This is a genomic window from Pseudomonas sp. F220 (assembly GCF_057813935.1).
The window spans coordinates 27,410-48,431 of the sequence record NZ_JBVASJ010000003.1 but is presented as its reverse complement, the minus strand read 5'-3'; the positions used below and the strand labels follow the sequence as shown (position 1 = coordinate 48,431).

Sequence of the window (21,022 nt, the reverse complement as noted above, 5' to 3'; positions counted from 1 at the left end):
CTGATCCAAATCCTGTAGGAGCGAGGCTTGCCCGCGATGCTTTTGCTTTGGGCTGTTAGACCGGGCAACCCTTGGCCCGCAGAATCGCATCGAAGCGATCCGGGTCCAGCGTCCCCGCTTCGATAGCAGCAAGCGTGGCTTTTTCGCGGGCCAGCAGATCGTGGCAGCGAATCAACAGTTCCGGCAGCTCAGCGCGTGCTGCGGCGACTACGCCGTCACCGTCGCCGATCATCAGGTCGCCCGGTGCGACGAGCATCCCGGCGCAGGAAATCGGCACGTTGATTTCGCCGCCACCGTCGGTGCTCGGGCCGCGATGCACGCCGCCGATGGCGTAGGCCGGCAGTTCACCGGTTTGCCATTCGTCGAGGTCGCGCAGAGCGCCGTTGATCACCACACCGACGATCCCGGCCTTGAGCGCCATGGCGCGCATGATGCCGCCGAACACGGCGCGGGTCAGGTCGGCGCTGCCGTCGATCACCAGTACGTCGCCGGGGCGGGCCATCTGCATGGCTTTGAGAATCATCAGGTTGTCGCCAGGGCGCACGCGCACGGTCAGTGCGCTGCCGAGCATCGGAGCGTTGCCGTGGAAGGATTTGAGGCCCAGACCACCGACGTTGCGACCCAGGCAGTCGCTGACGGCAGCGGCCGGGATCTTGCTGAATTCCTTCAGCCATTTGGGATCGAGGGGTTCAACGTTTGGATTGATCAGGTAGCCGGTGGGCCATTTGCTCGAAGAAACGACATCAAACATGAGAAAGCCTCGTGGCCAGTCTAGTGGCGGCTTGTCAATTGGGGCGGGGGTGAAACGTTTGCGCGGCACTAGATTAGGCCTGCGCAGGGGGTGGGATCAAGGGTGAAGCGGTGTGGGGTGGGTTTATGCAGTGTGAGGCAGAGAGTGATGTGGCGTTTGGGAGGACGCCATCGCGAGCAAGCTCGCTCCTACAGGGGTTACGCTATTCATGTAGGAGCGAGCTTGCTCGCGATGCGCCGTAGGCGCCTGTTACTGCGCGGTCCGGCTCACTTCCCGCAGCGGCTTGCCGCGCACCGGTTTTTCGCCAGCGACGTAGTAGTCAGCGGTGCTGCGTGGCAGCGGTTTACGGCCACGGATCTTGTCGGCGATTTTCTCGGCGATCATGATCGTTGGTGCGTTCAGGTTGCCGGTGGTGATCAGCGGCATGATCGAAGCATCGACCACACGCAGGCTCTGCAGACCATGCACACGGCCTTCGCCATCGACCACGGCCATTTCGTCTGTGCCCATCTTGCATGAGCAGGACGGGTGGAACGCAGTCTCGGCGTGCTCGCGGACAAACTTGTCCAGTTGCTCGTCGGTCTGCACGTCGATGCCCGGGCTGATTTCGCGGCCACGGAAAGCGTCCAGTGCCGGCTGCTGCATGATTTCCCGGGTCAGGCGGATACCGTCACGGAATTCCTGCCAGTCCTGCTCGGTGGACATGTAGTTGAAGAGGATGCTCGGGTATTCGCGCGGGTCCTTGGACTTCACTTGAATACGACCGCGGCTTGGCGAGCGCATGGAACCCACGTGTGCCTGGAAGCCGTGCTCTTTCACACCGTTGCTGCCGTTGTAGTTAATCGCGACCGGCAGGAAGTGGTACTGAATGTTCGGCCATTCGAATTCCGGGCGCGAGCGGATGAAACCGCCGGCTTCGAACTGGTTGCTGGCGCCGATGCCGGTGCCGTTGAACAGCCACTCGGCACCGATTGCCGGCTGGTTCCACCACAACAGTGATGGGTACAGCGAGACCGGTTGGGTACAGGCGTATTGCAGGTACATTTCCAGGTGGTCTTGCAGGTTCTGGCCAACGCCTGGCAGATCGTGAACCACCGGGATGTCCAGGCTTTTCAGCAGTTCGGCCGGGCCGACACCGGAGCGTTGCAGAATCTGTGGCGAGGCGATGGCGCCGCTGCACAGCAGGACTTCCTTGCGGGCCTTGGCTACGACGCGTTCTTCAGCGTCGCCCACCAGGTAACGCACGCCAATCGCACGCTTGCCTTCGAACAGAATCTTGTCGGTCAGGGCGTGGGTGACGATGGTCAGTGTGGAGCGCTTCTTGGCCACGTCCAGGTAACCGCGAGCGGTGCTGGCACGACGGCCGTTAGGCGTCACGGTACGGTCCATCGGACCGAAGCCTTCTTGCTGGTAGCCGTTCAGGTCTTCGGTACGTGGGTAACCGGCCTGTACACCTGCTTCAACCATCGCGTGGAACAGCGGGTTGTTGCCGGCTTTTGGCGTGGTCACGCTGACCGGGCCTTCGCCACCGTGGTAGTCGTTCGGGCCGATGTCGCGGGTTTCCGCTTTGCGGAAGTACGGCAGGCAGTCCAGGTAAGTCCAGTCTTCGAGCCCGGGGTTTTTCGCCCAGCCGTCGTAGTCCATGGCGTTACCGCGGATGTAGCACATGCCGTTGATCAGCGAAGAACCACCCAGGCCTTTGCCGCGACCGCATTCCATCTTGCGACCGTTCATGTGTGGCTCTGAATCGGTTTCGTAGGCCCAGTTGTAGCGACGGCCTTGCAGCGGGAATGCCAACGCGGCTGGCATTTGCGTGCGGAAGTCGAAACGGTAGTCCGGGCCGCCTGCTTCGAGCAGCAGTACGGTGACGCCTTGATCTTCAGTCAGACGGGTCGCCAGGGTGTTACCGGCAGAGCCGGCCCCGATGATGATGTAATCGAATTCTTGGGACATTAAATGCACCCTCTTTGTGTTGGGTCAGGAGGGGCCGTTGCGAGTGCTGCGCACTCGATCGCGAGCAAGCTCGCTCCTACACCTGTAGGAGCGAGCTTGCTCGCGAGACGGCCTCGCGAGCGGTGAAAGACTCGAGTCTTAGAACACCGAGGCGTAATCGCCCAGTTCGACCTGTACCGATTTGATGCGTGTGAAGTTGTTCAGCGAACTGATGCCGTTTTCACGACCCACGCCCGATTGCTTGTAGCCGCCAACCGGCATTTCTGCCGCCGACTCGCCCCAGGCGTTGATCCAGCAGATACCGGCTTCCAGTTGATGAATCACGCGGTGAGCGCGGTTCAGGTCTTTGGTAACCACACCGGCAGCTAGGCCGAAGTCGGTGTCGTTGGCGCGACGGATGACTTCTTCTTCGGTTTCGTAGGTGAGGATGCTCATCACCGGGCCAAAGATTTCTTCACGAACGATGGTCATGTCGTCGGTGCAGTCGGTGAACACGGTGGGTGCCACGAATGCGCCTTGGGCGAAGCGCTCTTCGGTCAGACGTTCGCCGCCGCACAGCACGCGGGCGCCTTCTGCTTTACCTTTGGCGATGTAGCCGAGCACGCTTTCCATATGGGCAAAGCTGACCAGCGGGCCGAAGTTGGTGTTTTCGTCTTCCGGGTTGCCGATGCGGATGCGGGCAACGCGCTCAACGATCTTGGCTTCGAAAGCAGCTTTCAGGTGGCTCGGAACGAACACGCGAGTGCCGTTGGTGCAGACCTGACCGGAGCTGTAGAAGTTGGCCATCATCGCGGTGTCGGCAGCGCGATCCAGGTCAGCGTCGTCGAAGATGATCAGCGGGGATTTGCCGCCCAACTCCATGGTGACGTCTTTGAGCGAGGAGCTCGAAGCGCTGGCCATAACCTTCTTGCCGGTGTCGGTACCGCCGGTGAAGGAGATTTTTTCGATGCGCGGGTGCTCGGTCAGCCAGGTGCCGACTTCACGGCCGCTGCCGGTCAGAACGTTGAACACGCCATCCGGCAGGCCGGCTTCGGTGTAGATCTCAGCCAATTTCAGGGTAGTCAGGGAAGTGACTTCGCTTGGCTTGAAGATCATCGCGTTACCGGCCGCCAGGGCTGGAGCGGATTTCCACAGAGCGATCTGGATTGGGTAGTTCCACGCGCCGATACCGGCTACAACGCCCAAAGGCTCGCGACGGGTGTAGACAAAAGAGGTGGTGCGCAGCGGAATCTGCTCGCCTTCGATGGCCGGGACCAGACCTGCGTAGTACTCGAGCACGTCAGCGCCGGTAACGATGTCGACGTAACGGGTTTCGGAGTAGGACTTGCCGGTGTCCAGGGTTTCCAGATAAGCCAGCTCATCGTTGCGCTCGCGCAGGATGTCCACAGCACGACGCAAGATGCGCGAACGCTGCATGGCCGTCATCGCGGCCCAGATTTTCTGGCCCTTTTCGGCGGCAACAACGGCGCGCTCGACGTCATCGAAAGTCGCACGTTGCACGTGTGCGAGAACTTCACCGGTAGCCGGGTTGATGGCGTCGAAAGTGGCGTCGCCGCTGGCGTCAGAGTAGCCGCCGTCAATGTAGAGCTTTTGCAGTTCAAAACGGGCCATAGTGTCCTCGCAAGTGCATTGTGATTGGCATTAACCACTGGGCGCGCCATAAAGCTTTGGCAACGTTGATCAGCGGCAGTTCAGGGGCTGAGCGGTTCTGTGTGCTCTAGCGCTCCTGCTTAGCCAGTTGTAAATCCATGTATTCGTAAGCGATCTGTTGTGCCTGCTCGGTGTCGAAAGCGTCTCCCGACAGCGCGCCGCGCAACCACAAACCGTCGATCAGGGCTGCCAGACCGCGGGCGGCGCTGCGTGCTTCAGACAGCGGCAACACTCGGCGGAACTGGCAGCACAGGTTGGAATACAGACGGTGATCGTTGATCCGCTGCAACCTGTGCAAAGACGGGTGGTGCATGCTGGTGGCCCAGAAGGCCAACCAGGTTTTCATTGCCGGGCCATTGACCTGGCTGGCGTCGAAGTTGCCTTCGATAATCACCTGGAGATGGGCCCGTGGGCCGTTATCTTCCAGCGTCTGGCGGCGCGCGGTGACGTTCTCGCTGAGGACGGTCATCAGATACCGCATCGTGGCGGCGATCAGGCCATTCTTGTCCTGAAAATAGTGACTGATGATGCCATTCGAGACACCGGCCAAACGGGCGATCAGCGCAATGCTGGCGTCCCCCATTCCGACCTGATCGACCGCCAGTAAAGTGGCTTCGATCAACTGCTGGCGGCGTATGGGTTGCATACCGACCTTGGGCATCTTGCACATCTCCTTAGGCCTGCCAGTAGTCGTCAAATGGCTACCGGCGTGAAGGCCAGTCTATTTTGTTTTGATTGAACGTTCAATCAACAAAGAATAAGCTCTGCGACAAATCGTCGCTGTCTACGGGTTTTCCTACGTGTAGATGGCGGAAAACGATATCTGAAAAAGCTCGAAACTCACTCGGTGCTGGGTGTGAATCGGCGAAGACGGACGTGTTGAGCGCTTGAGGCCCTGTGGCCAAGCAATCTTACGTACAAGGCCTTCGCTGGTTTTCAACGCAACCCATGTGGTTTCGGGCTTTTTTCGGGGTGTCTTTATATCACCCGCTGGTCGGCTGCCAATTAACCGATTGGTCGGGTAACGCGCTGCCTTGTGTCTTTCTCTCGCACTGCCTGGAGCATCTGTGCAATGAGTTCTGCTTCTCTTATAAAGACCCCACCCGAGAAGGTGACGGTCAACGGTTGGGTGTTCTACACCTCCACCGTAATGATCCTTCTGCTGACTGCCATTCTCATCGCCGCGCCGCAAGAAGCCGGGAGAGTGCTCGGGGTAGCCCAGGCCTGGCTGTCGCGCAGCTTCGGTTGGTACTACATGGTGGTAATCGCCGCCTACCTGGTGTTTGTGGTCGGCCTGGCGTTTTCGTCCTACGGCAAGCTCAAACTGGGCAGCAAGGACGACACTCCGGACTTCAGCTATGGCGCCTGGGCCGGCATGCTGTTCTCGTCCGGCATCGGTATCTCGCTGCTGTACTTCGGCGCGTCCGAGCCGCTGGATCACTACTTCAACCCGCCGGAAGGCGTGCCGGGCAGCAACCTCGCTGCGCGTCAGGCGATGCAGCTGACCTTCCTGCACTGGGGCCTGCATGGCTGGGCGATCTATGCGCTGGTCGGTCTGGCTGTGGCGTACTTTGCTTACCGTCATAACCAGCCGCTGGCGCTGCGTTCGGCGCTGTACCCGCTGGTAGGCGAGCGCTGGGTCAAAGGCGCGGCCGGCCACGCGGTGGACGGTTTCGGCATGTTCGTGACCCTGCTGGGCCTGGTGACCAACCTTGGGATAGGCTCGATGCAGGTGTCGTCGGGGCTGGAAAACCTGTTTGGTATGGCCCACAGCAACACTAACCTGCTGATCGTGATCATCGTGATGAGCACCGTGGCGACCATCGCTGCGGTGTCCGGTGTGGAAAACGGCATCCGTCGTCTGTCAAACCTGAACATCGTGCTGTTTAGCAGTTTGCTGATTTTTGTACTGCTGTTCGGCCCGACCCTGCACTTGCTCAACGGCTTTGTGCAGAACGTCGGCGACTACCTGAACGGCGTGGTGCTGAAGACCTTCGACCTCTACGTGTACGAAGGCGACAGTGAGAAGTCCGATCGCTGGTTGGGCCTGTGGACTCTGTTCTACTGGGCCTGGTGGATTTCCTGGGCACCCTTCGTGGGCATGTTCATCGCGCGTATTTCCCGTGGTCGTACCGTGCGTGAACTGGTGGCCGGCGTGCTGCTGATTCCACTGGGCTTCACCCTGGCCTGGCTGTCGATTTTCGGTAACTCGGCGATGGATCTGGTGATGAACCATGGTGCGGTGGAGCTTGGGCGAACAGCCCTGGAGCAACCGTCCATGGCGATCTATCAACTGCTTGAGCATTACCCGGCGTCGAAGATTGTGATCGGCGTGTCTATTTTTGTCGGTTTCGTGCTGTTCCTGACTCCGGCGGACTCCGGCGCGGTGATGATGGCTAACCTGTCCTGCAAGGGCGGCGATGTCGACGAAGATGCGCCGCACTGGTTGCGGATCTTCTGGTCGGTGGTGATCACACTGGTGACCATCGGTCTGTTGTTCGCGGGTAACTTCGAAGCGATGCAAACCATGGTGGTGCTGGCGGGGCTGCCGTTCTCGGTGGTGCTGGTGCTGTTCATGTTTGGCTTGCACAAGGCCATGCGCCAGGACATGGCGGCCGAGCAGGAACAAGCCGAGTTGGCGGCCCGTGGCCGTCGTGGTTTCAGTGAGCGTTTGGGTCAGCTGGATCTGCAGCCGACTCAGGCCATTGTTCAGCGCTACATGGACAAGCACGTTAGTCCGGCACTGGAAGAGGCGGCTGTCCAATTGCGCAGCCAGGGCTTGAGCGTGCAAACCCTGCTGGGCAAAGCCAAGCGCTGCATCGGGCTGCGACTCGAGATGGAAGAGGGTAACCCGTTTGTCTACGAAGTGAGCCTGGACGGTTATCTGGCCGCACCGAGCGAATCGGTCCAGCCTGAAGGCTCGGGTACCGAGCAAGTGCGCAGCCGTTACTACCGCGCCGAGGTTTACCTGCATAACGGCAGTCAAGAATATGACTTGATGGGATTCACGCCAGAGCAAATCACCCGTGACGTGCTCGATCAGTTTGAAAGCCATCGGCAGCTCCTGGGCCGGGTGTATAGCTAAGACTTGAGTGGCGCGCGGTGTATCAGTGACATCGCGTCGCTCCTTGAAAGATCGTCTGAAACGCTGCGATCTTTTGAAGCAACGCAATCATCAATGACGGATACAAACAAAAACGCCGCGATCCTCGCGGCGTTTTTGTGTCTGCTGCCTTACCCCAGATTCTTCCCTAGCAACGCATGGTAGAGCTCGCTGTCGCCGAGTATGCCGACCACCTTGTGGTTGTCATGTAGCACCAGCTTGTTGCCGGTCTGGTAACGGATCTGCAGCGCGTCGCGCATGCCGATGTTGAAGTCCACCAGGGTGGGTCGACGTCCCAGTCCTTCCACCGCCTGGCCAGGTATCCAGTTCTGCAGATCAAGGCTGGCGCCGTTCTGGCGTGCGCCCTTGATGGTGTTGCCTTCGGCCAGGTCGAGCCAGGAGTCACCGCCTGGGTCGAGGCATACAGAACCGTTGATGCGTTTGCAGTTGTCCAGTGTGCGCATCAGGCTGCGACCGCACAGGACATTGAGCGGATTGGTATGGGCAACGAACGTGCGGACATAGTCATCGGCCGGGTTCAGCACGATCTCTTCTGGCTTGCTGTACTGGACGATCCGACCGTCTTTCATGATCGCGATACGGCTGCCCAGCTTCAGGGCTTCATCAAGGTCGTGGCTCACGAATACGATGGTCTTGTGCAGCTTGCGTTGCAGCTCCAGCAGTTCGTCTTGCAGGCCTTGGCGGATCAGTGGATCGAGGGCCGAGAAGGGTTCATCCATCAGCAGGATGTCGGCGTCCATCGCCAGGGCGCGGGCCAGGCCCACACGTTGTTGCATGCCGCCGGAGAGTTCATCGGGTTTCTTGTTGCGCCATTGAGTCAGGCCCACCAGTTCGATTTTTTCGTCGACCAGTTTGTTCCGTTCTTTTTCCGGACGACCCTGCATCTCGAGGCCGAAGCTGATGTTCTCGCGCACGGTCAGCCAAGGCATCAGGGCGAACTTCTGGAACACCATGGCGATGCGCTTGGTGCGCATCATCTTGAGTTCCGCCGGGGTGCAGGAGGCGATGTCGATTTGCTTGCCTTCATGCTCGACGAACAACTGCCCGCGGCTGACGGTGTTCAAGCCGTTGATGCACCGCAACAGGCTGGACTTGCCGGAGCCGGACAGCCCCATCAGCACGCAGATTTCGCCTTTCTCAATATCCAGGCTGGCCTTTTCAACGCCGACGATCTGCCCGGTCTGTTTCAGAATCTGGTCACGCGTCAGACCCTGGTCCAGCAGTTTGAGGGCCTCACGCGGGTCTTTGGAGAAGACAACATCTACCTTGTCGAAGCGAATTATGCTCATGCGTCACCCCCTACTTTAGCGTCGGGTTGTTTGCAAATACGGTCGAGCATGATCGCCAGCAATACGATCGCCAGGCCAGCTTCGAAGCCCAGAGCGATATCAGCAGTGTTCAGTGCGTTGACCACGGGTTTACCCAAGCCATCAGCACCTACCAGTGCCGCAATCACCACCATCGACAGTGAGAGCATGATGCACTGGGTGATGCCGGCTGCGATGCTCGGCATGGCGTGGGGCAGTTCAATGCGCGAGAGCAACTGACGGCGCGAGCAGCCAAAGGCCTTGCCAGCGTCCATCAACTCTTGCGGTACATCGCGGATGCCCAGGTAGGTCAGACGGATGGGCGCGGCAATCGCGAACACCACCGTGGAAATCAGACCCGGGACCACACCCAGACCGAACAGGGTCAAGGTAGGAATGAGGTAAACGAACGTCGGTACGGTCTGCATCAGATCGAGAACCGGACGCATTAAAGTATAGAACATCGGCTTGTGCGCCGCGACGATGCCCAGTGGCACGCCAATGACCACGCAGACCAGTGTGGCGAACAACACCTGGGCCAGCGTTTCCATGGTTTCCTGCCAGTACCCCAGGTTCAGGATCAACAGGAAGGACAGTATGACAAAGGCCGTCAGGCCCCATTTGCGTTGAATGAAATGAGCCAGTAGCGCGATCAGGCCGATCAATGCCAGCGGATTGAACCAGGTCAGCGCAAACGTCACGCCGTGGATCATCGTTTCCAGTGTCACGGCGATCGCATCGAAAGTGCTGGCGCCGTTTTGCGTCAACCATTCAACGAAGGCAGCGATGTACTGGCCTAGGGGGATTTTGTGATCAGTCAGCATGATAGTGAACGTCCCGCATGCAAGGAAAAAACAGCCCGGGCGAGCGAACTCGCCCGGCATCAACGATTACTGCGCGAGTTTGGCTTTAACGGCCTCCAGGCCTGGTTTACCGTCAATGGTGGTCACGCCAGCGAGCCAGGTATCGAGCACCTGTGGATTCTTTTTCAGCCAAGCCTTGGCGGCTGCGTCAGGCTTCATTTTGTCGTCCAGGATGTTGCCCATCAGAGAGCTTTCCATGTCCACGGTGAACTCCAGATTTTTCAGCAACTGACCCACGTTGCTGCATTCCTGGGTATAGCCCTTGCGGGTGTTGGTCAGGACAGTGGCTGCGCCAAAATCCGGACCGAAGTAATCGTCGCCACCGGTGAGGTACTCAATCTTGAAGCGCTTGTTCATCGGGTGCGGTGCCCAGCCCAGGAACACCACGGCGGTACTGCGCTTCTGGGCGCGGTCGACTTGCGAGAGCATGCCGGCTTCGCTGGACTCGACCACTTTGAAGCCGGCGTCCTTCAGGCCGAAGGCGTTCTTGTCGATCATACTCTGGATCAGGCGGTTGCCATCGTTACCCGGTTCGATGCCGTAGATCTTGCCGTCCAGCTCTTTTTTGAACTTGGCAATGTCTTTGAAATCTTTCAGACCCTTGTCGTACAAAGCTTGTGGAACCGCCAGGGTGTACTTGGCGCCTTTGAGGTTCGTACGCACGGTGTCCACGGTACCGGCATCGCGGTAGGCCTTGATGTCGTTTTCCATGGTCGGCATCCAGTTGCCGAGGAATACGTCCATGTTCTTGCCGTCGGCCAGGGATTTGTAGGTCACCGGCACGGAAATCATGGTGGTCTTGGTTTTGTAGCCCAACGCGTCGAGGACGACGCTGGTGGTGGCGGTGGTGGCGGTAATGTCGGTCCAGCCGACATCAGAGAAGTTTACGGTGCTGCATTGTGCCGGTTCTGCGGCTTGAGCCAGAACAGGCAGACTTAGCATGGCGGCCAACAACAACGACTGGGAACCTTTCATGGGGGTGGACTCCTGGGTGTTTTTTTTGGCGGTGTTCCGACTGGACAACCGCGCTTATGTGTTGCGGTTGGATGGCGTTTTGGGAACTGCTCTACCACGGCGCCTTGCAATCGAGTCGACACTGATCATGTAACAGTGAAAATCAAACGCCTACAGGGTGCGTCGTATCCAGTACAGGGAGGGTCGCATCCAGTGTCGGTGACGTCGCTTACAGATTTTTTCAGCCCTGCAACCGCACTTTTTGTCCATCTGCACCGCAAAAAACGGCCAGAACTTGCCGTTGGCCGAATGCGACGTTGGTGGGCATGAGTGAGTCGGTGTGAGACGTCGTGCCTGACTGCAAAAGCCTGATGATGCGGCCATCTCGGCGGATTGCGGTTTGAGCGTAGCAGCTCCGTCACCGGGCGCTTTGGCGCCTGGAGTGTGCTTATCAGGAGGTTCGCGGTAATGGCTATCAGTGTGTTTGACCTGTTTAAGATTGGTATCGGGCCCTCTAGCTCTCATACCGTTGGACCGATGCGCGCAGCGGCGCTATTCGTCCAGACGCTTCGCGAGCAAGGTCTGCTTGATCAGGTGCGGCGGGTCGAAGTGCAGTTGTACGGCTCGCTGTCCGCCACCGGTATTGGCCACGGCAGTGATAACGCAGTGATCATGGGGCTGATGGGTGAATGGCCGGACGCTATCGACCCGTCGCAAATCGGCGTGCGTATCGACACCTTGCGCGAAACCAATACCTTGCTGCTCGATAGTCGCTTACCGATCCCCTTCGTCTGGGCACGGGACATGCGCCTGATCGATGAGAACCTGCCGTTCCACCCCAACGCGATGACCCTGGTCGCCGAAGGCGAGGCCGGCGAGCTGCATCGCGACACCTATTACTCGATTGGCGGCGGTTTTGTCGTCGACGAGGCGCAAGCCAGCAGCGGTGTGGCGGACCTTGATCGCACCGTGCTGCCTTACGATTTCTCCAGCGCGGTCGAACTGCTCAGCCTTTGCAAGAAACACAACCTGCGCGTCGCCGAACTGATGATGGCGAACGAGAAGGTCTGGCGCTCGGAAGAAGAGATTCGCAGTGGTCTGATGAAACTCTGGCGCGCCATGCAGGACTGCGTCGAGCAAGGGCTCAAGCACGAAGGCATCCTGCCCGGCGGTCTTAATGTGCGGCGCCGTGCGGCCAAGCTGCATCGCAGTCTGCAAGAGCTTGGTAAACCGAATGTGATTGGCTCGACCCTGAGCGCCATGGAATGGGTCAACCTGTTCGCCTTGGCGGTCAACGAAGAAAACGCAGCCGGCGGACGCATGGTCACGGCACCGACCAACGGCGCGGCAGGGATTATCCCGGCGGTGCTGCACTACTTTATGAAATTCAGCGAAGTGGTGACCGATGCCAATGTCGTCGACTATTTCCTGAGTGCGGCGGCGGTCGGGATTCTGTGTAAAAAGAACGCATCGATTTCCGGTGCTGAAGTCGGTTGCCAGGGCGAGGTCGGTTCGGCGTGCGCCATGGCTGCGGCCGGGCTGGCGGAAATTCTCGGTGCGACGCCGGAGCAACTGTGCAACGCGGCGGAGATTGGTCTGGAGCATAACCTGGGCCTGACCTGCGACCCGGTCGGCGGCCTGGTGCAAGTGCCGTGTATCGAGCGCAACGCGATTGCCGCAGTGAAAGCCATTAATGCGGCGCAGATGGCTTTGCGTGGGGATGGTCAACACTTCATCTCCCTGGACCGGGTGATCCGCACCATGCGTGACACTGGCGCCGACATGCACGACAAATACAAAGAGACGTCGCGCGGTGGGTTGGCAGTGAGTGCGGTGGAGTGTTGAGACCGAGTTGGCCTCATCGTCGGAACGCCGCCCGGAGCAAGCTCGCTCCCACATTAGATCTGCTGTGTTGACACAAATGGGTCTATGTCTGCGATTAAGTGTGGGAGCGAGCCTGCTCGCGAAGAGGTCAGACCTGGCAAAACTGCGCGGTAAGTGAACACTGATTCGATTTGACGCCACCTTTTGGCGCGTCGCTTACAGATAAGAGAAACACCCTCAGGTCAGGGCGCTCATTCGGCCCCGACCGTCGGTCACCCGTGCTTGCGGTGACACTCTTTGCCGGCGCTTCTCAGCGCCGTTCCCACAAGTGCTACCGATTTGCTCAAAGCCATCAGGCCAGGGCACCTGCACTCCTCTCATCTGTCGTTAATCCTCACTCCACGCGGGGGCTATATAGACACATCGCGACGTCGTTTTCAGGAGTTGTTGAATGGCCATTCAACTTTAGGCATGGCAATTGCTCTGTCATAACAAAGCCCGTCTCGGCACGAGAACGATGGCAATAACAAGAGCCTCCGCCTGAGGCCATCACCCGCTTTGTGTGAGGAGATACCGCGATGACGTCGTTCAACTCTGGGGCCCAACCCCAGAACCGTGCGCCTCAATCCATCGGCTTTTTGCTGCTGGACAATTTCACGCTTATTTCTCTGGCCTCCGCAGTAGAACCCCTGCGCATGGCCAACCAATTGTCCGGTCGCGAGCTGTATCGCTGGACTACCCTCACCGCCGACGGTGGCCAGGTCTGGGCCAGCGATGGTCTGCAGATCACCCCCGACGCCTCGATGCACAAAGCGCCCGTAATGGACACCATCATCGTCTGCGGCGGTGTCGGTATTCAACGCACCGTAACCCGCGAACATGTGTCTTGGCTGCAGAGTCAGGCGCGTCAGTCCCGTCGCCTCGGTGCGGTCTGCACCGGCAGCTGGGCCCTGGCCTGCGCCGGTCTGCTGGACGGCTTTGATTGCAGCGTGCACTGGGAGTGCCTGGCGTCGATGCAGGAAGCTTTCCCGCGTGTTGCCATGAGCACACGATTGTTCACCCTCGACCGCAACCGTTTCACCAGCTCCGGCGGCACCGCGCCACTGGACATGATGCTGCACCTGATCAGCCGTGATCACGGGCGCGAATTGTCGGCCGCGATCTCCGAGATGTTCGTCTACGAGCGCATTCGTAACGAACAGGATCACCAGCGTGTGCCGCTCAAACACATGCTCGGCACCAACCAGCCGAAGTTGCAGGAAATCGTCGCGCTGATGGAAGCCAACCTGGAAGAGCCGATCGACCTCGACGAACTGGCGGTGTACGTCACCGTATCGCGGCGTCAGCTGGAGCGTCTGTTCCAGAAATACCTGCATTGTTCGCCGTCGCGCTACTACCTGAAACTGCGCTTGATCCGCGCCCGGCAGTTGCTCAAGCAAACGCCGATGTCGATCATCGAAGTGGCTTCGGTCTGTGGCTTCGTCTCAACGCCACACTTCTCCAAGTGCTACCGCGAATACTTCGGTATTCCGCCACGCGATGAGCGCGTCGGGTCCAACACCGCGCAACAGGTGGCGATGATGCCGATTCCGCAGGCGCTGGTACTGGCCCCGCTGTCCGGACCCCTGTCGGCGTTGAGCCAGGCAAGGAATGAGTCGACGTTTGCCAGTGTAAGGCTCTAAACCGCATCGCGTTCAATCGCGAGCAGGCTCGCTCCCACAGTTGACCGAGTGCAGGCCACTTTTGTGTGCCTGTCGACGATCTAATGTGGGAGCGAGCCTGCTCGCGATGCGATCTATCAGGCGCTACGGCTCTGCTTGTATTGCGAGAGAGCAGGCAACAATTGCTTGTCGATAGCCTGGCGCACGGCTGGCAGAATCGTCGCGCTGCCGGTGTACATCTGCTCAACCATCCCTTTGAGTGCCTTGGCCCGCGCATCGCTCAAGCCACGCACAGCACACTCGCAAGCTTGCTCGGCGCTCGAGCCGCTGGATACTTCGAATCCCAGGGCCCTCAATTGGCCCAGCAGGTCGTCCTGGTCAATCAAATCTGCGTGCATCATGACTCTTATCCTTATTCAGGGAGCGTGGTCGTGGCTCGATTCTGGTAGGCACTTGGGGGCGTCGGCAAGGGCGAATTGTCGCAATGGCCGCAATACCTATGAACAGGTCGTTTTCGACTAACTCGCCGGGGAGCTGACTGGGCACACTGAGCCTCAGCTGACGTGTCGAACGGTTTGGTCACCCTCCGCGCAAAGCTCCTCTGAAAGCAACTTCTGCCCCGATCTTGTCACGGCTTGATCGGGGCTTTTTTTGTTTGGGGATTGGGATGTCATCAGGACGATGTGCGTTGCTTGGCAGGACGCAATCGCGAGCAGGCTCGCTCCCACATTAGATCTTCAGCGAACACTTATTTTGTGTACGACTACGATCCAGTGTGGGAGCGAGCCTGCTCGCGATGAACGATGACGCGGTCTAGCGTTGCAACACCAATATCCGCGACAACAATTCATCACGGTCGATGTAACAGCCCTGGAAATGCCGGGCGCCGGTGGTGGGGTCGAAGGCGTTGCGGGCGTGGAGGGTGCGGCGGTTGTCGAAGCACCACATCTCGCCGGGGTTGAGCCGGGTCATCACGCGGAAACGTGTTTCACGGGTCATGGCGATAAAGCGCCGATAAGCGTGATACAGCTTCGGCATCTGGTCCGCTGACGCATCGAACGGCCCGCGCAGGAAGTTGGCCATACGGATTTCCGTGATCTGACCAAGGGCATCGAGAGCGATGATCGGCGCCAGGCAGCGATAGTCGCTGTGACGGTCCTTGTTTCGAAACTCAACGGGGATGTCGCACAGGCTGCGAAAGGCTTCTGGATCCTCCTGACGCAAGGCTTCGGCAATGGCGAAACCATCGACAAAGATACTCTCGCCACCTTCCGCTTCATTGACCAGGCAATGCAGGAATTGCAGCCCCGGTTGCAGCTCGCGGGTTGGCAGGTCGCTGTGCAGCGGCAAGTTGAAGGCGGTGTAGGCGTTGCTGTCGGCATCGGCCTTGGATTGCACGTTGAACAGCACGCCGAAGTTGCTCTCGCGGATGAAGGAAATGCGCTTGGCGATCTGCGCCAGCGAACCCGGTTCGGTGGGCACGCCGCGCACTTGGGTGAGGCCGATATCGCGCAGCGCCAACAGCCATTGCAGCAGCGCCTTGGGGTCGTCCATCACGGCTTGATACTCGAACACCGGCAGTTTCAGGTCGCTGTGCCACAACTGGCTTTTCGGTTTGCCGGCGCGACGTTCTGCTCGGGATTCGTCGTCATAAGCATGGGCCCGTAACCAGCCGGGATCAAAGCGGCTGCGATGGCCGTCCTGCCAATCAATGCTCAGGCAGCCGTCGGCATCGATACGGGACGAGGAGGGCGCCAGGTCGTCGGCGACGTCGACGATTTCGAATACTTGTTCGCGAGTCACGCTATAGACGCAGACGGGGCATGGGCAGTTGTCGCGCAACCATTGATGATGAAACGGGCTCAGTCGGCCATCGGCCCATTGCACCTGAACACGGTCCGCCAAGGCTTGCACGGCGGACAAGGCGCTGATCAGCGGATAACTGCGGAAGTCGGCAAAAGCGGCAGCGGTGTTCATGCGAGCTCCTTGTTTTTTATTGGTTATTTTTCCGGTGGCAGACCGATTATTCGGCCAATGTAGGCGGGTTTTGGCAAGTCGACTTGCTGCGCAGTGATGGCTAGCAGTTTGTTCAGCACCGGCTCGCTGAACGGTGCGGAGCGTGGGCCTGCAAGGTCGACGTGAAGCAGCATTTGTTCATTGCCCGCCAGTTCTCGTTCTTCGCCGACCAGGTGCAGGCTGTGATAGAGGTGCAGGCGTTTGCGGTCGTGGCCGATGATCTGGGTGTGCACTTCAACCTCTGCACCGAGTTTCACTTCGTGCAGGTAATTGAGGTGCAACTCGAGGGTGAACAGCGAATTGCCGCTGGCTTCGCGGTTGTTACTGTCCATGCCCAGTTGATCCATCAACGCGTCGGTAGCGTAGCTGAAAATCAATAGATAAAAGGCATCGCGCAGATGACCGTTGTAGTCGACCCAGTCGGGGATGATTTGGGTGTTGTAGGTGGTTAGGGTTGGCATGGTGTGGGTTCCGGCGGGTGTTTGGGTTGATGCTGGGCAGTGAGATTTTGGTCGGATTCAAGAACCACCCCTCACCCCAGCCCTCTCCCCAGAGGGGAGAGGGGGAAAGGGAGCCGTTTTGTGTTGTTTTCGGGACTTATGTTCGACTCGGTTTTTCAGGTCGCAGTAACGCCAGAGAACTCCGAAGATCAGTCCCCTCTCCCCTCTGGGGAGAGGGCTAGGGTGAGGGGTGGGCACAGAGGCTGACAAAAAATTCTGAGGACTCCTCCAACAACCATCACTCGCTAAACGCCATCCCATGCTTGGCCTTGGTGGTTTTCACCGCTTCAAGCACTGCCAGCAGGCAGTCATCACGATAGCGTTCCAGAGCCGAAATGCTGTGTTTGCCGAGTTGATCGGTGGTGCCGTCGACCACGTCGTCGATCAGCTTATCGGTCAGCTCCGGTGCTGGCAGGTAGGTCCAGGGCAATTGCAGCGCCGGGCCGAACTGGGCCATGAAGTGCCGCATACCGGCGTCGCCACCGGCCAGGGTGTAAGTCAAAAACGTGCCCATGAACGACCAGCGCAGACCAGCGCCAAAACGAATCGCATCGTCAATCTCACCGGTGGTCGCCACGCCATCGTTGACCAGGTGCAGCGCCTCACGCCACAACGCTTCGAGCAAACGGTCGGCGATAAAACCGGGCACTTCCTTGCGCACATGCAGCGGGCGCATGCCGAGGGATTCGTAGACTTTTATTGCCGCTTGCACGGCTTCTGGCGCAGTGTTTTTGCCGCCGACCACTTCCACCAACGGCAGCAGGTAAACCGGGTTGAACGGGTGGCCGACCACGCAGCGTTCCGGGTGGGTCGAGCCCTCGTAGAACTCGCTTGGCAGCAGACCTGAAGTGCTGGAGCCGATCAGCGCATTGGGCTTGGCCGCGGCGCTGATTTTGCTGTGCAGCTCAAGTTTCAGCTCCAGACGCTCCGGGGCGCTTTCCTGAATGAAGTCGGCGTCTTTTACGCACTCTTCGATGGTCGCGACAAAGCGCAGGCGATCTTGCGAGGCACCGGGTGCAAGCCCCTGTTTCTCCAGAGCGCCCCAGGCGTTGGCGACACGTTTGCGCAAGGCAGCTTCAGCGCCCGGCGCCGGGTCCCAAGCCACTACGTCCAGGCCATGGGCGAGGGCGCGGGACACCCAACCGCTGCCGATGACACCGCTGCCCAGCGCGGCGAAGGTTTTGATTTCGGTGATAAAGCTCATGGTGACTTCCTGAAGAGTTCGGTGATCCAGTGTGGGAGCGGGCTTGCCCGCGAAGGCGGTATTCCGGTCACAGAACATGTGGCGGATGTACCGGCCTCTTCGCGAGCAAGCCCGCTCCCACAGGTGAGGTTTAAGTCCGGGTTAACCGCGTTTGGTCAGGCCCATCTTCGTCCGGCCTTCGGCTGGGGTCAGAACACGGGCGCCGAGACGACTGAGGATTTCCGAAGCGCGCTCAACCAATTGGCCGTTGGTCGCTAGCACGCCTTTGTCCAGCCACAAGTTGTCTTCCAGACCGACCCGCACGTTGCCGCCGAGCAATACCGCTTGGGCAGCCATCGGCATTTGCATACGACCGATGCCGAACCCGGCCCAGACCGCATTGGCCGGCAGGTTGTCGACCATGGCTTTCATGGTGGTGGTGTCCGCCGGAGCGCCCCACGGGATGCCCAGGCACAGTTGGAACAGCGGATCGTCCAGCAAGCCTTCCTTGATCATCTGTTTGGCGAACCACAGGTGACCGGTGTCGAAAATTTCCAGCTCAGCCTTCACGCCCAGCTCTTGAATGCGTTTGGCGCCAGCGCGCAGCTGCGCCGGAGTGGAGACATAAATCGTGTCGCCGTCGCCGAAATTCAGGGTGCCGCAGTCCAGGGTGCAGATTTCCGGCAGCAGCTCTTCAACGTGTGCCAGACGGGTCAGCGGGCCAACCAGATCGGTATTCGGGCCGAATTCCATCGGGTTTTCACCGGCGCCGATTTCCAGGTCGCCGCCCATGCCGGCGGTGAGGTTGACGATGACGTCGACGTCCGCCTCGCGAATGCGCTCCATGAGCTCGCGGTACAGCGCCACATCACGGCTGAACTTGCCGGTTTCAGGATCGCGAACGTGGCAGTGCACCACGGTGGCCCCGGCTTTGGCCGCTTCCACTGCGGCGGCGGCGATTTGTTTGGGGGTGACTGGCACGTGTGGGCTTCTGCCGGTCGTGTCGCCAGCACCGGTGAGTGCGCAGGTGATGATGACGTCGTGGTTCATGAGGCGGTTTCCTTCAGGCGTTGTGAGTCACTGCGCAGCCGTTTGGCGCTGCGCAGATTGATTTTGGTCGGGTTATTTACTGGTCAGCTGTAGGTTGGCGGCGGCGGGTTTGCCGTCGAAGGTGGTCACACCTTCCAGCCAGCGTTGCTTGTCTTGTGGGTGATCCTTGAGCCATTGTTTGGCTGACTCGAACGCGTCTTTATGATCGAGCAGTGGCTGCATCATCCGGCTCTCATCGGCAGCGGTGAAGGTCAGGTTGCTCAGCAAGCGGCTGACGTTCGGGCATTGATCCGCGTAGTTCGGTGCAGTGACGGTCCAGACCGTGGCCATGCCTTCATCCGGACCGAGGGCGTTTTCGCTGCCGGTGAGGTAGGTCATCTTCTGGTTGACGTTCATTGGGTGCGGCGCCCAGCCGAAGAACACGATGGCTTCGTTGCGTTTCACCGCACGGGTCACCGCCGAAAGCATTCCGGCTTCACTGGATTCGACCAACTGGAACTTACCCAGGCCGAACTGGTTCTTGGCGATCATCTCTTTGATTTGGGTATTGGCGCCCGAGCCCGGTTCGATGCCGTAGATCTTGCCACCCAGTTCTTTTTCAAACCTGGCGATGTCGGCGAAGGTTTTCAGGCCTTTGTCGGCGAGGTAAGTGGGTACCGCCAGGGTCGCCCGTGCATCTTTGAGACTTGGCGCGGCCAGGACTTTGACTTGATTGCCATCGACGAACGGAGTGATGGTCTGGGTCATCAGCGGGTTCCAGTAGCCCAGGAACATGTCCAGGCGCTGGTCGCGGATACCGGCGAAGATGATTTGTTGGGAGGCGCTGGTTTGTTTGGTCTTGTAGCCGAGGCCATCGAGCAGGACTTGAGTCATGGCACTCGTCGCGATCACGTCGGTCCAGTTCACTACGCCCATGCGCACGTTTTGGCAGGCGGCGGGTTCGGCCGCCATGACGCTGGAGCTCAAGAAAGCGGTACCGCTGAGTGCAAGAACACAGCTGCTGATCAGTCGTTTCATGGTGGGTTCCTCGGCAGGTCGTTATTGTGGGTTCCGGTGTCTATGTGCGCCGGTGATGTCACGTTACGCAGCTCAAGGTGGCAGAAAACGCACAGCGGCGACTAGCTCTTGCACAGCAGCGACCTGTCGTCTTGAATGGTGCCTTGAACTGGCGTATCACGGTTCCCACGCTACCCGTCATCCGAGTGCGTTCCATGTCCCAGGATTTCTACTTTTTGCTCATGCCGGGTTTTTCGGCTATCGGCTTCATCTCGGCCATCGAGCCGCTGCGCGTAGCCAACCGCTTTCGTGGCGAGCTGTATCGCTGGCATGTGCTGAGCGCTGACGGCGGCGCGGTACTGGCGAGCAATGGCATGTCGGTCAACGCCGATGCGGCGCTGGAGCCGTTGAAGAAGGGCGCGACCTTATTGGTGGTCGCCGGTTTTGAACCGCTGAAGTTTGCGACTCCCGCGCTGGAGCACTGGCTGCGCCGTCTCGACCACGATGGCGTGACCCTTGGTGCCATCGACACGGGTAGCTTCATCTTGGCCGAAGCCGGTTTACTCGACGGCCATCGCCTGACCCTGCACTGGGAAGCCATCGACGCCTTCAAGGAGTCTTATCCACAGCTCAGCGTGACCCAGGAGCTTTTTGAAATCGACCGCCGTCGCATCACTTCGGCCGGCGGCACGGCGTCCATCGACCTGATGCTCGACCTGATCGGCCAGGCCCACGGCCCGGAACTGGCGATCCAGGTGTCCGAACAATTCGTGCTCGGTCGCATCCGCCCACGCAAAGACCACCAACGCATGCAAATCGCCACCCGTTACGGGATCAGCAATAAGAAGCTGGTGCATGTGATCGGCGAAATGGAGCAACACAGTGAACCGCCCCTGAGCACTCTGGAATTGGCCGAATCGATCAAGGTGACCCGCCGTCAGCTGGAGCGACTGTTCCGCTTGCACCTCAACGACACCCCGAGCAACTTCTATCTAGGCTTGCGCCTGGAAAAGGCCCGGCAATTGCTGCGTCAGACCGACATGAGCGTGCTGGAGGTGAGCATTGCGTGCGGGTTTGAGTCGCCGTCGTATTTCACCCGCAGCTATCGGGCGAGGTTTGCGCGGTGTCCGCGGGAGGATCGGCGGCGGGTGAGTGAGGTGCAGGAGATAGCTTCGGAACCGAAGTAAGTC

17 protein-coding genes are annotated in these 21,022 nt (G+C 59.4%); 4 read left to right on the top strand and 13 right to left on the bottom strand.

The features are described from left to right. Positions 1 to 55: 55 nt before the first annotated feature. From ACZYSM_RS03750 to betI, 4 genes are all read right to left on the bottom strand, one after another. Positions 56 to 751 carry an RraA family protein gene (locus ACZYSM_RS03750; protein WP_489068991.1) on the bottom strand — a complete coding sequence of 232 codons (696 nt, stop codon included), beginning with the start codon at positions 749 to 751 and terminating at the stop codon, positions 56 to 58. A gap of 249 nt (positions 752 to 1,000) precedes the next feature. Next, positions 1,001 to 2,704 carry a choline dehydrogenase gene (gene betA / locus ACZYSM_RS03745; RefSeq protein WP_489068989.1) on the bottom strand — a complete coding sequence of 568 codons (1,704 nt, stop codon included), beginning with the start codon at positions 2,702 to 2,704 and terminating at the stop codon, positions 1,001 to 1,003. A 138-nt stretch (positions 2,705 to 2,842) separates the two neighbouring features. Next, positions 2,843 to 4,315, bottom strand: coding sequence for a betaine-aldehyde dehydrogenase (gene betB, locus ACZYSM_RS03740; RefSeq protein ID WP_489068987.1), 1,473 nt, complete (start codon positions 4,313 to 4,315; stop codon positions 2,843 to 2,845). A 106-nt stretch (positions 4,316 to 4,421) separates the two neighbouring features. Beyond that, positions 4,422 to 5,015 (bottom strand): transcriptional regulator BetI, encoded by a 594-nt coding sequence (betI, locus tag ACZYSM_RS03735; protein ID WP_489068985.1) that lies wholly within the window; start codon positions 5,013 to 5,015, stop codon positions 4,422 to 4,424. 468 nt (positions 5,016 to 5,483) lie between these two features. On the opposite strand from betI, the gene ACZYSM_RS03730 reads away from it, so the two are divergent. Then, positions 5,484 to 7,439 carry a BCCT family transporter gene (locus tag ACZYSM_RS03730; protein WP_489069526.1) on the top strand — a complete coding sequence of 652 codons (1,956 nt, stop codon included), beginning with the start codon at positions 5,484 to 5,486 and terminating at the stop codon, positions 7,437 to 7,439. Positions 7,440 to 7,588: 149 nt separating this feature from the next. On the opposite strand, the gene choV is transcribed toward ACZYSM_RS03730, so the two are convergent. The 3 genes from choV to ACZYSM_RS03715 form a co-directional block, all read right to left on the bottom strand. After that, positions 7,589 to 8,767, bottom strand: a complete 1,179-nt coding sequence (gene choV / locus ACZYSM_RS03725) for a choline ABC transporter ATP-binding protein (protein WP_489068983.1) — start codon at positions 8,765 to 8,767, stop codon at positions 7,589 to 7,591. Then, positions 8,764 to 9,612: a choline ABC transporter permease subunit gene (gene choW, locus ACZYSM_RS03720; RefSeq protein WP_489069524.1), complete on the bottom strand. Its 849-nt coding sequence runs from the start codon at positions 9,610 to 9,612 to the stop codon at positions 8,764 to 8,766. The genes choV and choW overlap by 4 nt, the downstream gene beginning before the upstream one ends. Before the next feature lie 63 nt (positions 9,613 to 9,675). Then, entirely contained in the window at positions 9,676 to 10,623 is a 948-nt protein-coding gene (locus ACZYSM_RS03715; RefSeq protein ID WP_489068981.1) for a choline ABC transporter substrate-binding protein, read from the bottom strand. Between the two features lie 447 nt (positions 10,624 to 11,070). On the opposite strand from ACZYSM_RS03715, the gene ACZYSM_RS03710 reads away from it, so the two are divergent. Together ACZYSM_RS03710 and gbdR are read left to right on the top strand one after the other, a co-directional pair. Next, the gene (locus tag ACZYSM_RS03710) at positions 11,071 to 12,447 is read left to right on the top strand and encodes an L-serine ammonia-lyase (RefSeq protein WP_489068979.1); all 1,377 of its coding nucleotides are present in this window, start codon (positions 11,071 to 11,073) and stop codon (positions 12,445 to 12,447) included. 557 nt (positions 12,448 to 13,004) lie between these two features. Then, positions 13,005 to 14,108 carry a choline metabolism transcriptional regulator GbdR gene (gene gbdR / locus ACZYSM_RS03705; protein ID WP_489068977.1) on the top strand — a complete coding sequence of 368 codons (1,104 nt, stop codon included), beginning with the start codon at positions 13,005 to 13,007 and terminating at the stop codon, positions 14,106 to 14,108. A gap of 116 nt (positions 14,109 to 14,224) precedes the next feature. Here the strand turns inward: gbdR and ACZYSM_RS03700 are convergent, their stop codons facing one another. The 6 genes from ACZYSM_RS03700 to choX form a co-directional block, all read right to left on the bottom strand. After that, complete coding sequence (locus ACZYSM_RS03700) at positions 14,225 to 14,488, bottom strand: hypothetical protein (RefSeq protein ID WP_489068975.1); 264 nt, start codon at positions 14,486 to 14,488, stop codon at positions 14,225 to 14,227. A gap of 412 nt (positions 14,489 to 14,900) precedes the next feature. Next, positions 14,901 to 16,064, bottom strand: a complete 1,164-nt coding sequence (locus tag ACZYSM_RS03695) for a gamma-butyrobetaine dioxygenase (RefSeq protein ID WP_489068973.1) — start codon at positions 16,062 to 16,064, stop codon at positions 14,901 to 14,903. A gap of 23 nt (positions 16,065 to 16,087) precedes the next feature. Further along, complete coding sequence (locus ACZYSM_RS03690; RefSeq protein WP_489068971.1) at positions 16,088 to 16,564, bottom strand: thioesterase family protein; 477 nt, start codon at positions 16,562 to 16,564, stop codon at positions 16,088 to 16,090. A 277-nt stretch (positions 16,565 to 16,841) separates the two neighbouring features. Further along, the gene (locus tag ACZYSM_RS03685; RefSeq protein ID WP_489068970.1) at positions 16,842 to 17,807 is read right to left on the bottom strand and encodes an L-carnitine dehydrogenase; all 966 of its coding nucleotides are present in this window, start codon (positions 17,805 to 17,807) and stop codon (positions 16,842 to 16,844) included. A 141-nt stretch (positions 17,808 to 17,948) separates the two neighbouring features. Further along, a complete protein-coding gene (gene cdhC, locus ACZYSM_RS03680) occupies positions 17,949 to 18,836 on the bottom strand; it encodes a 3-dehydrocarnitine:acetyl-CoA trimethylamine transferase CdhC (protein ID WP_489068968.1) in 888 nt (295 codons plus the stop codon). 72 nt (positions 18,837 to 18,908) lie between these two features. Then, a complete protein-coding gene (choX, locus tag ACZYSM_RS03675; protein ID WP_489068966.1) occupies positions 18,909 to 19,853 on the bottom strand; it encodes a choline ABC transporter substrate-binding protein in 945 nt (314 codons plus the stop codon). Between the two features lie 194 nt (positions 19,854 to 20,047). On the opposite strand from choX, the gene ACZYSM_RS03670 reads away from it, so the two are divergent. Further along, a complete protein-coding gene (locus tag ACZYSM_RS03670; RefSeq protein WP_489068964.1) occupies positions 20,048 to 21,019 on the top strand; it encodes a GlxA family transcriptional regulator in 972 nt (323 codons plus the stop codon). Positions 21,020 to 21,022 lie beyond the last annotated feature (3 nt).

What these genes read in the sequence shown, in the direction of transcription:
- ACZYSM_RS03750 (WP_489068991.1), bottom strand. Translation starts at nt 751, where the DNA reads ATGTTTGATGTCGTTTCTTCGAGCAAATGGCCCACCGGCTACCTGATC.
- betA (WP_489068989.1), bottom strand. Translation starts at nt 2,704, where the DNA reads ATGTCCCAAGAATTCGATTACATCATCATCGGGGCCGGCTCTGCCGGT.
- betB (WP_489068987.1), bottom strand. Translation starts at nt 4,315, where the DNA reads ATGGCCCGTTTTGAACTGCAAAAGCTCTACATTGACGGCGGCTACTCT.
- betI (WP_489068985.1), bottom strand. Translation starts at nt 5,015, where the DNA reads ATGCCCAAGGTCGGTATGCAACCCATACGCCGCCAGCAGTTGATCGAA.
- choV (WP_489068983.1), bottom strand. Translation starts at nt 8,767, where the DNA reads ATGAGCATAATTCGCTTCGACAAGGTAGATGTTGTCTTCTCCAAAGAC.
- ACZYSM_RS03715 (WP_489068981.1), bottom strand. Translation starts at nt 10,623, where the DNA reads ATGAAAGGTTCCCAGTCGTTGTTGTTGGCCGCCATGCTAAGTCTGCCT.
- ACZYSM_RS03710 (WP_489068979.1), top strand. Translation starts at nt 11,071, where the DNA reads ATGGCTATCAGTGTGTTTGACCTGTTTAAGATTGGTATCGGGCCCTCT.
- gbdR (WP_489068977.1), top strand. Translation starts at nt 13,005, where the DNA reads ATGACGTCGTTCAACTCTGGGGCCCAACCCCAGAACCGTGCGCCTCAA.
- ACZYSM_RS03700 (WP_489068975.1), bottom strand. Translation starts at nt 14,488, where the DNA reads ATGATGCACGCAGATTTGATTGACCAGGACGACCTGCTGGGCCAATTG.
- ACZYSM_RS03695 (WP_489068973.1), bottom strand. Translation starts at nt 16,064, where the DNA reads ATGAACACCGCTGCCGCTTTTGCCGACTTCCGCAGTTATCCGCTGATC.
- ACZYSM_RS03690 (WP_489068971.1), bottom strand. Translation starts at nt 16,564, where the DNA reads ATGCCAACCCTAACCACCTACAACACCCAAATCATCCCCGACTGGGTC.
- ACZYSM_RS03685 (WP_489068970.1), bottom strand. Translation starts at nt 17,807, where the DNA reads ATGAGCTTTATCACCGAAATCAAAACCTTCGCCGCGCTGGGCAGCGGT.
- cdhC (WP_489068968.1), bottom strand. Translation starts at nt 18,836, where the DNA reads ATGAACCACGACGTCATCATCACCTGCGCACTCACCGGTGCTGGCGAC.
- choX (WP_489068966.1), bottom strand. Translation starts at nt 19,853, where the DNA reads ATGAAACGACTGATCAGCAGCTGTGTTCTTGCACTCAGCGGTACCGCT.
- ACZYSM_RS03670 (WP_489068964.1), top strand. Translation starts at nt 20,048, where the DNA reads ATGTCCCAGGATTTCTACTTTTTGCTCATGCCGGGTTTTTCGGCTATC.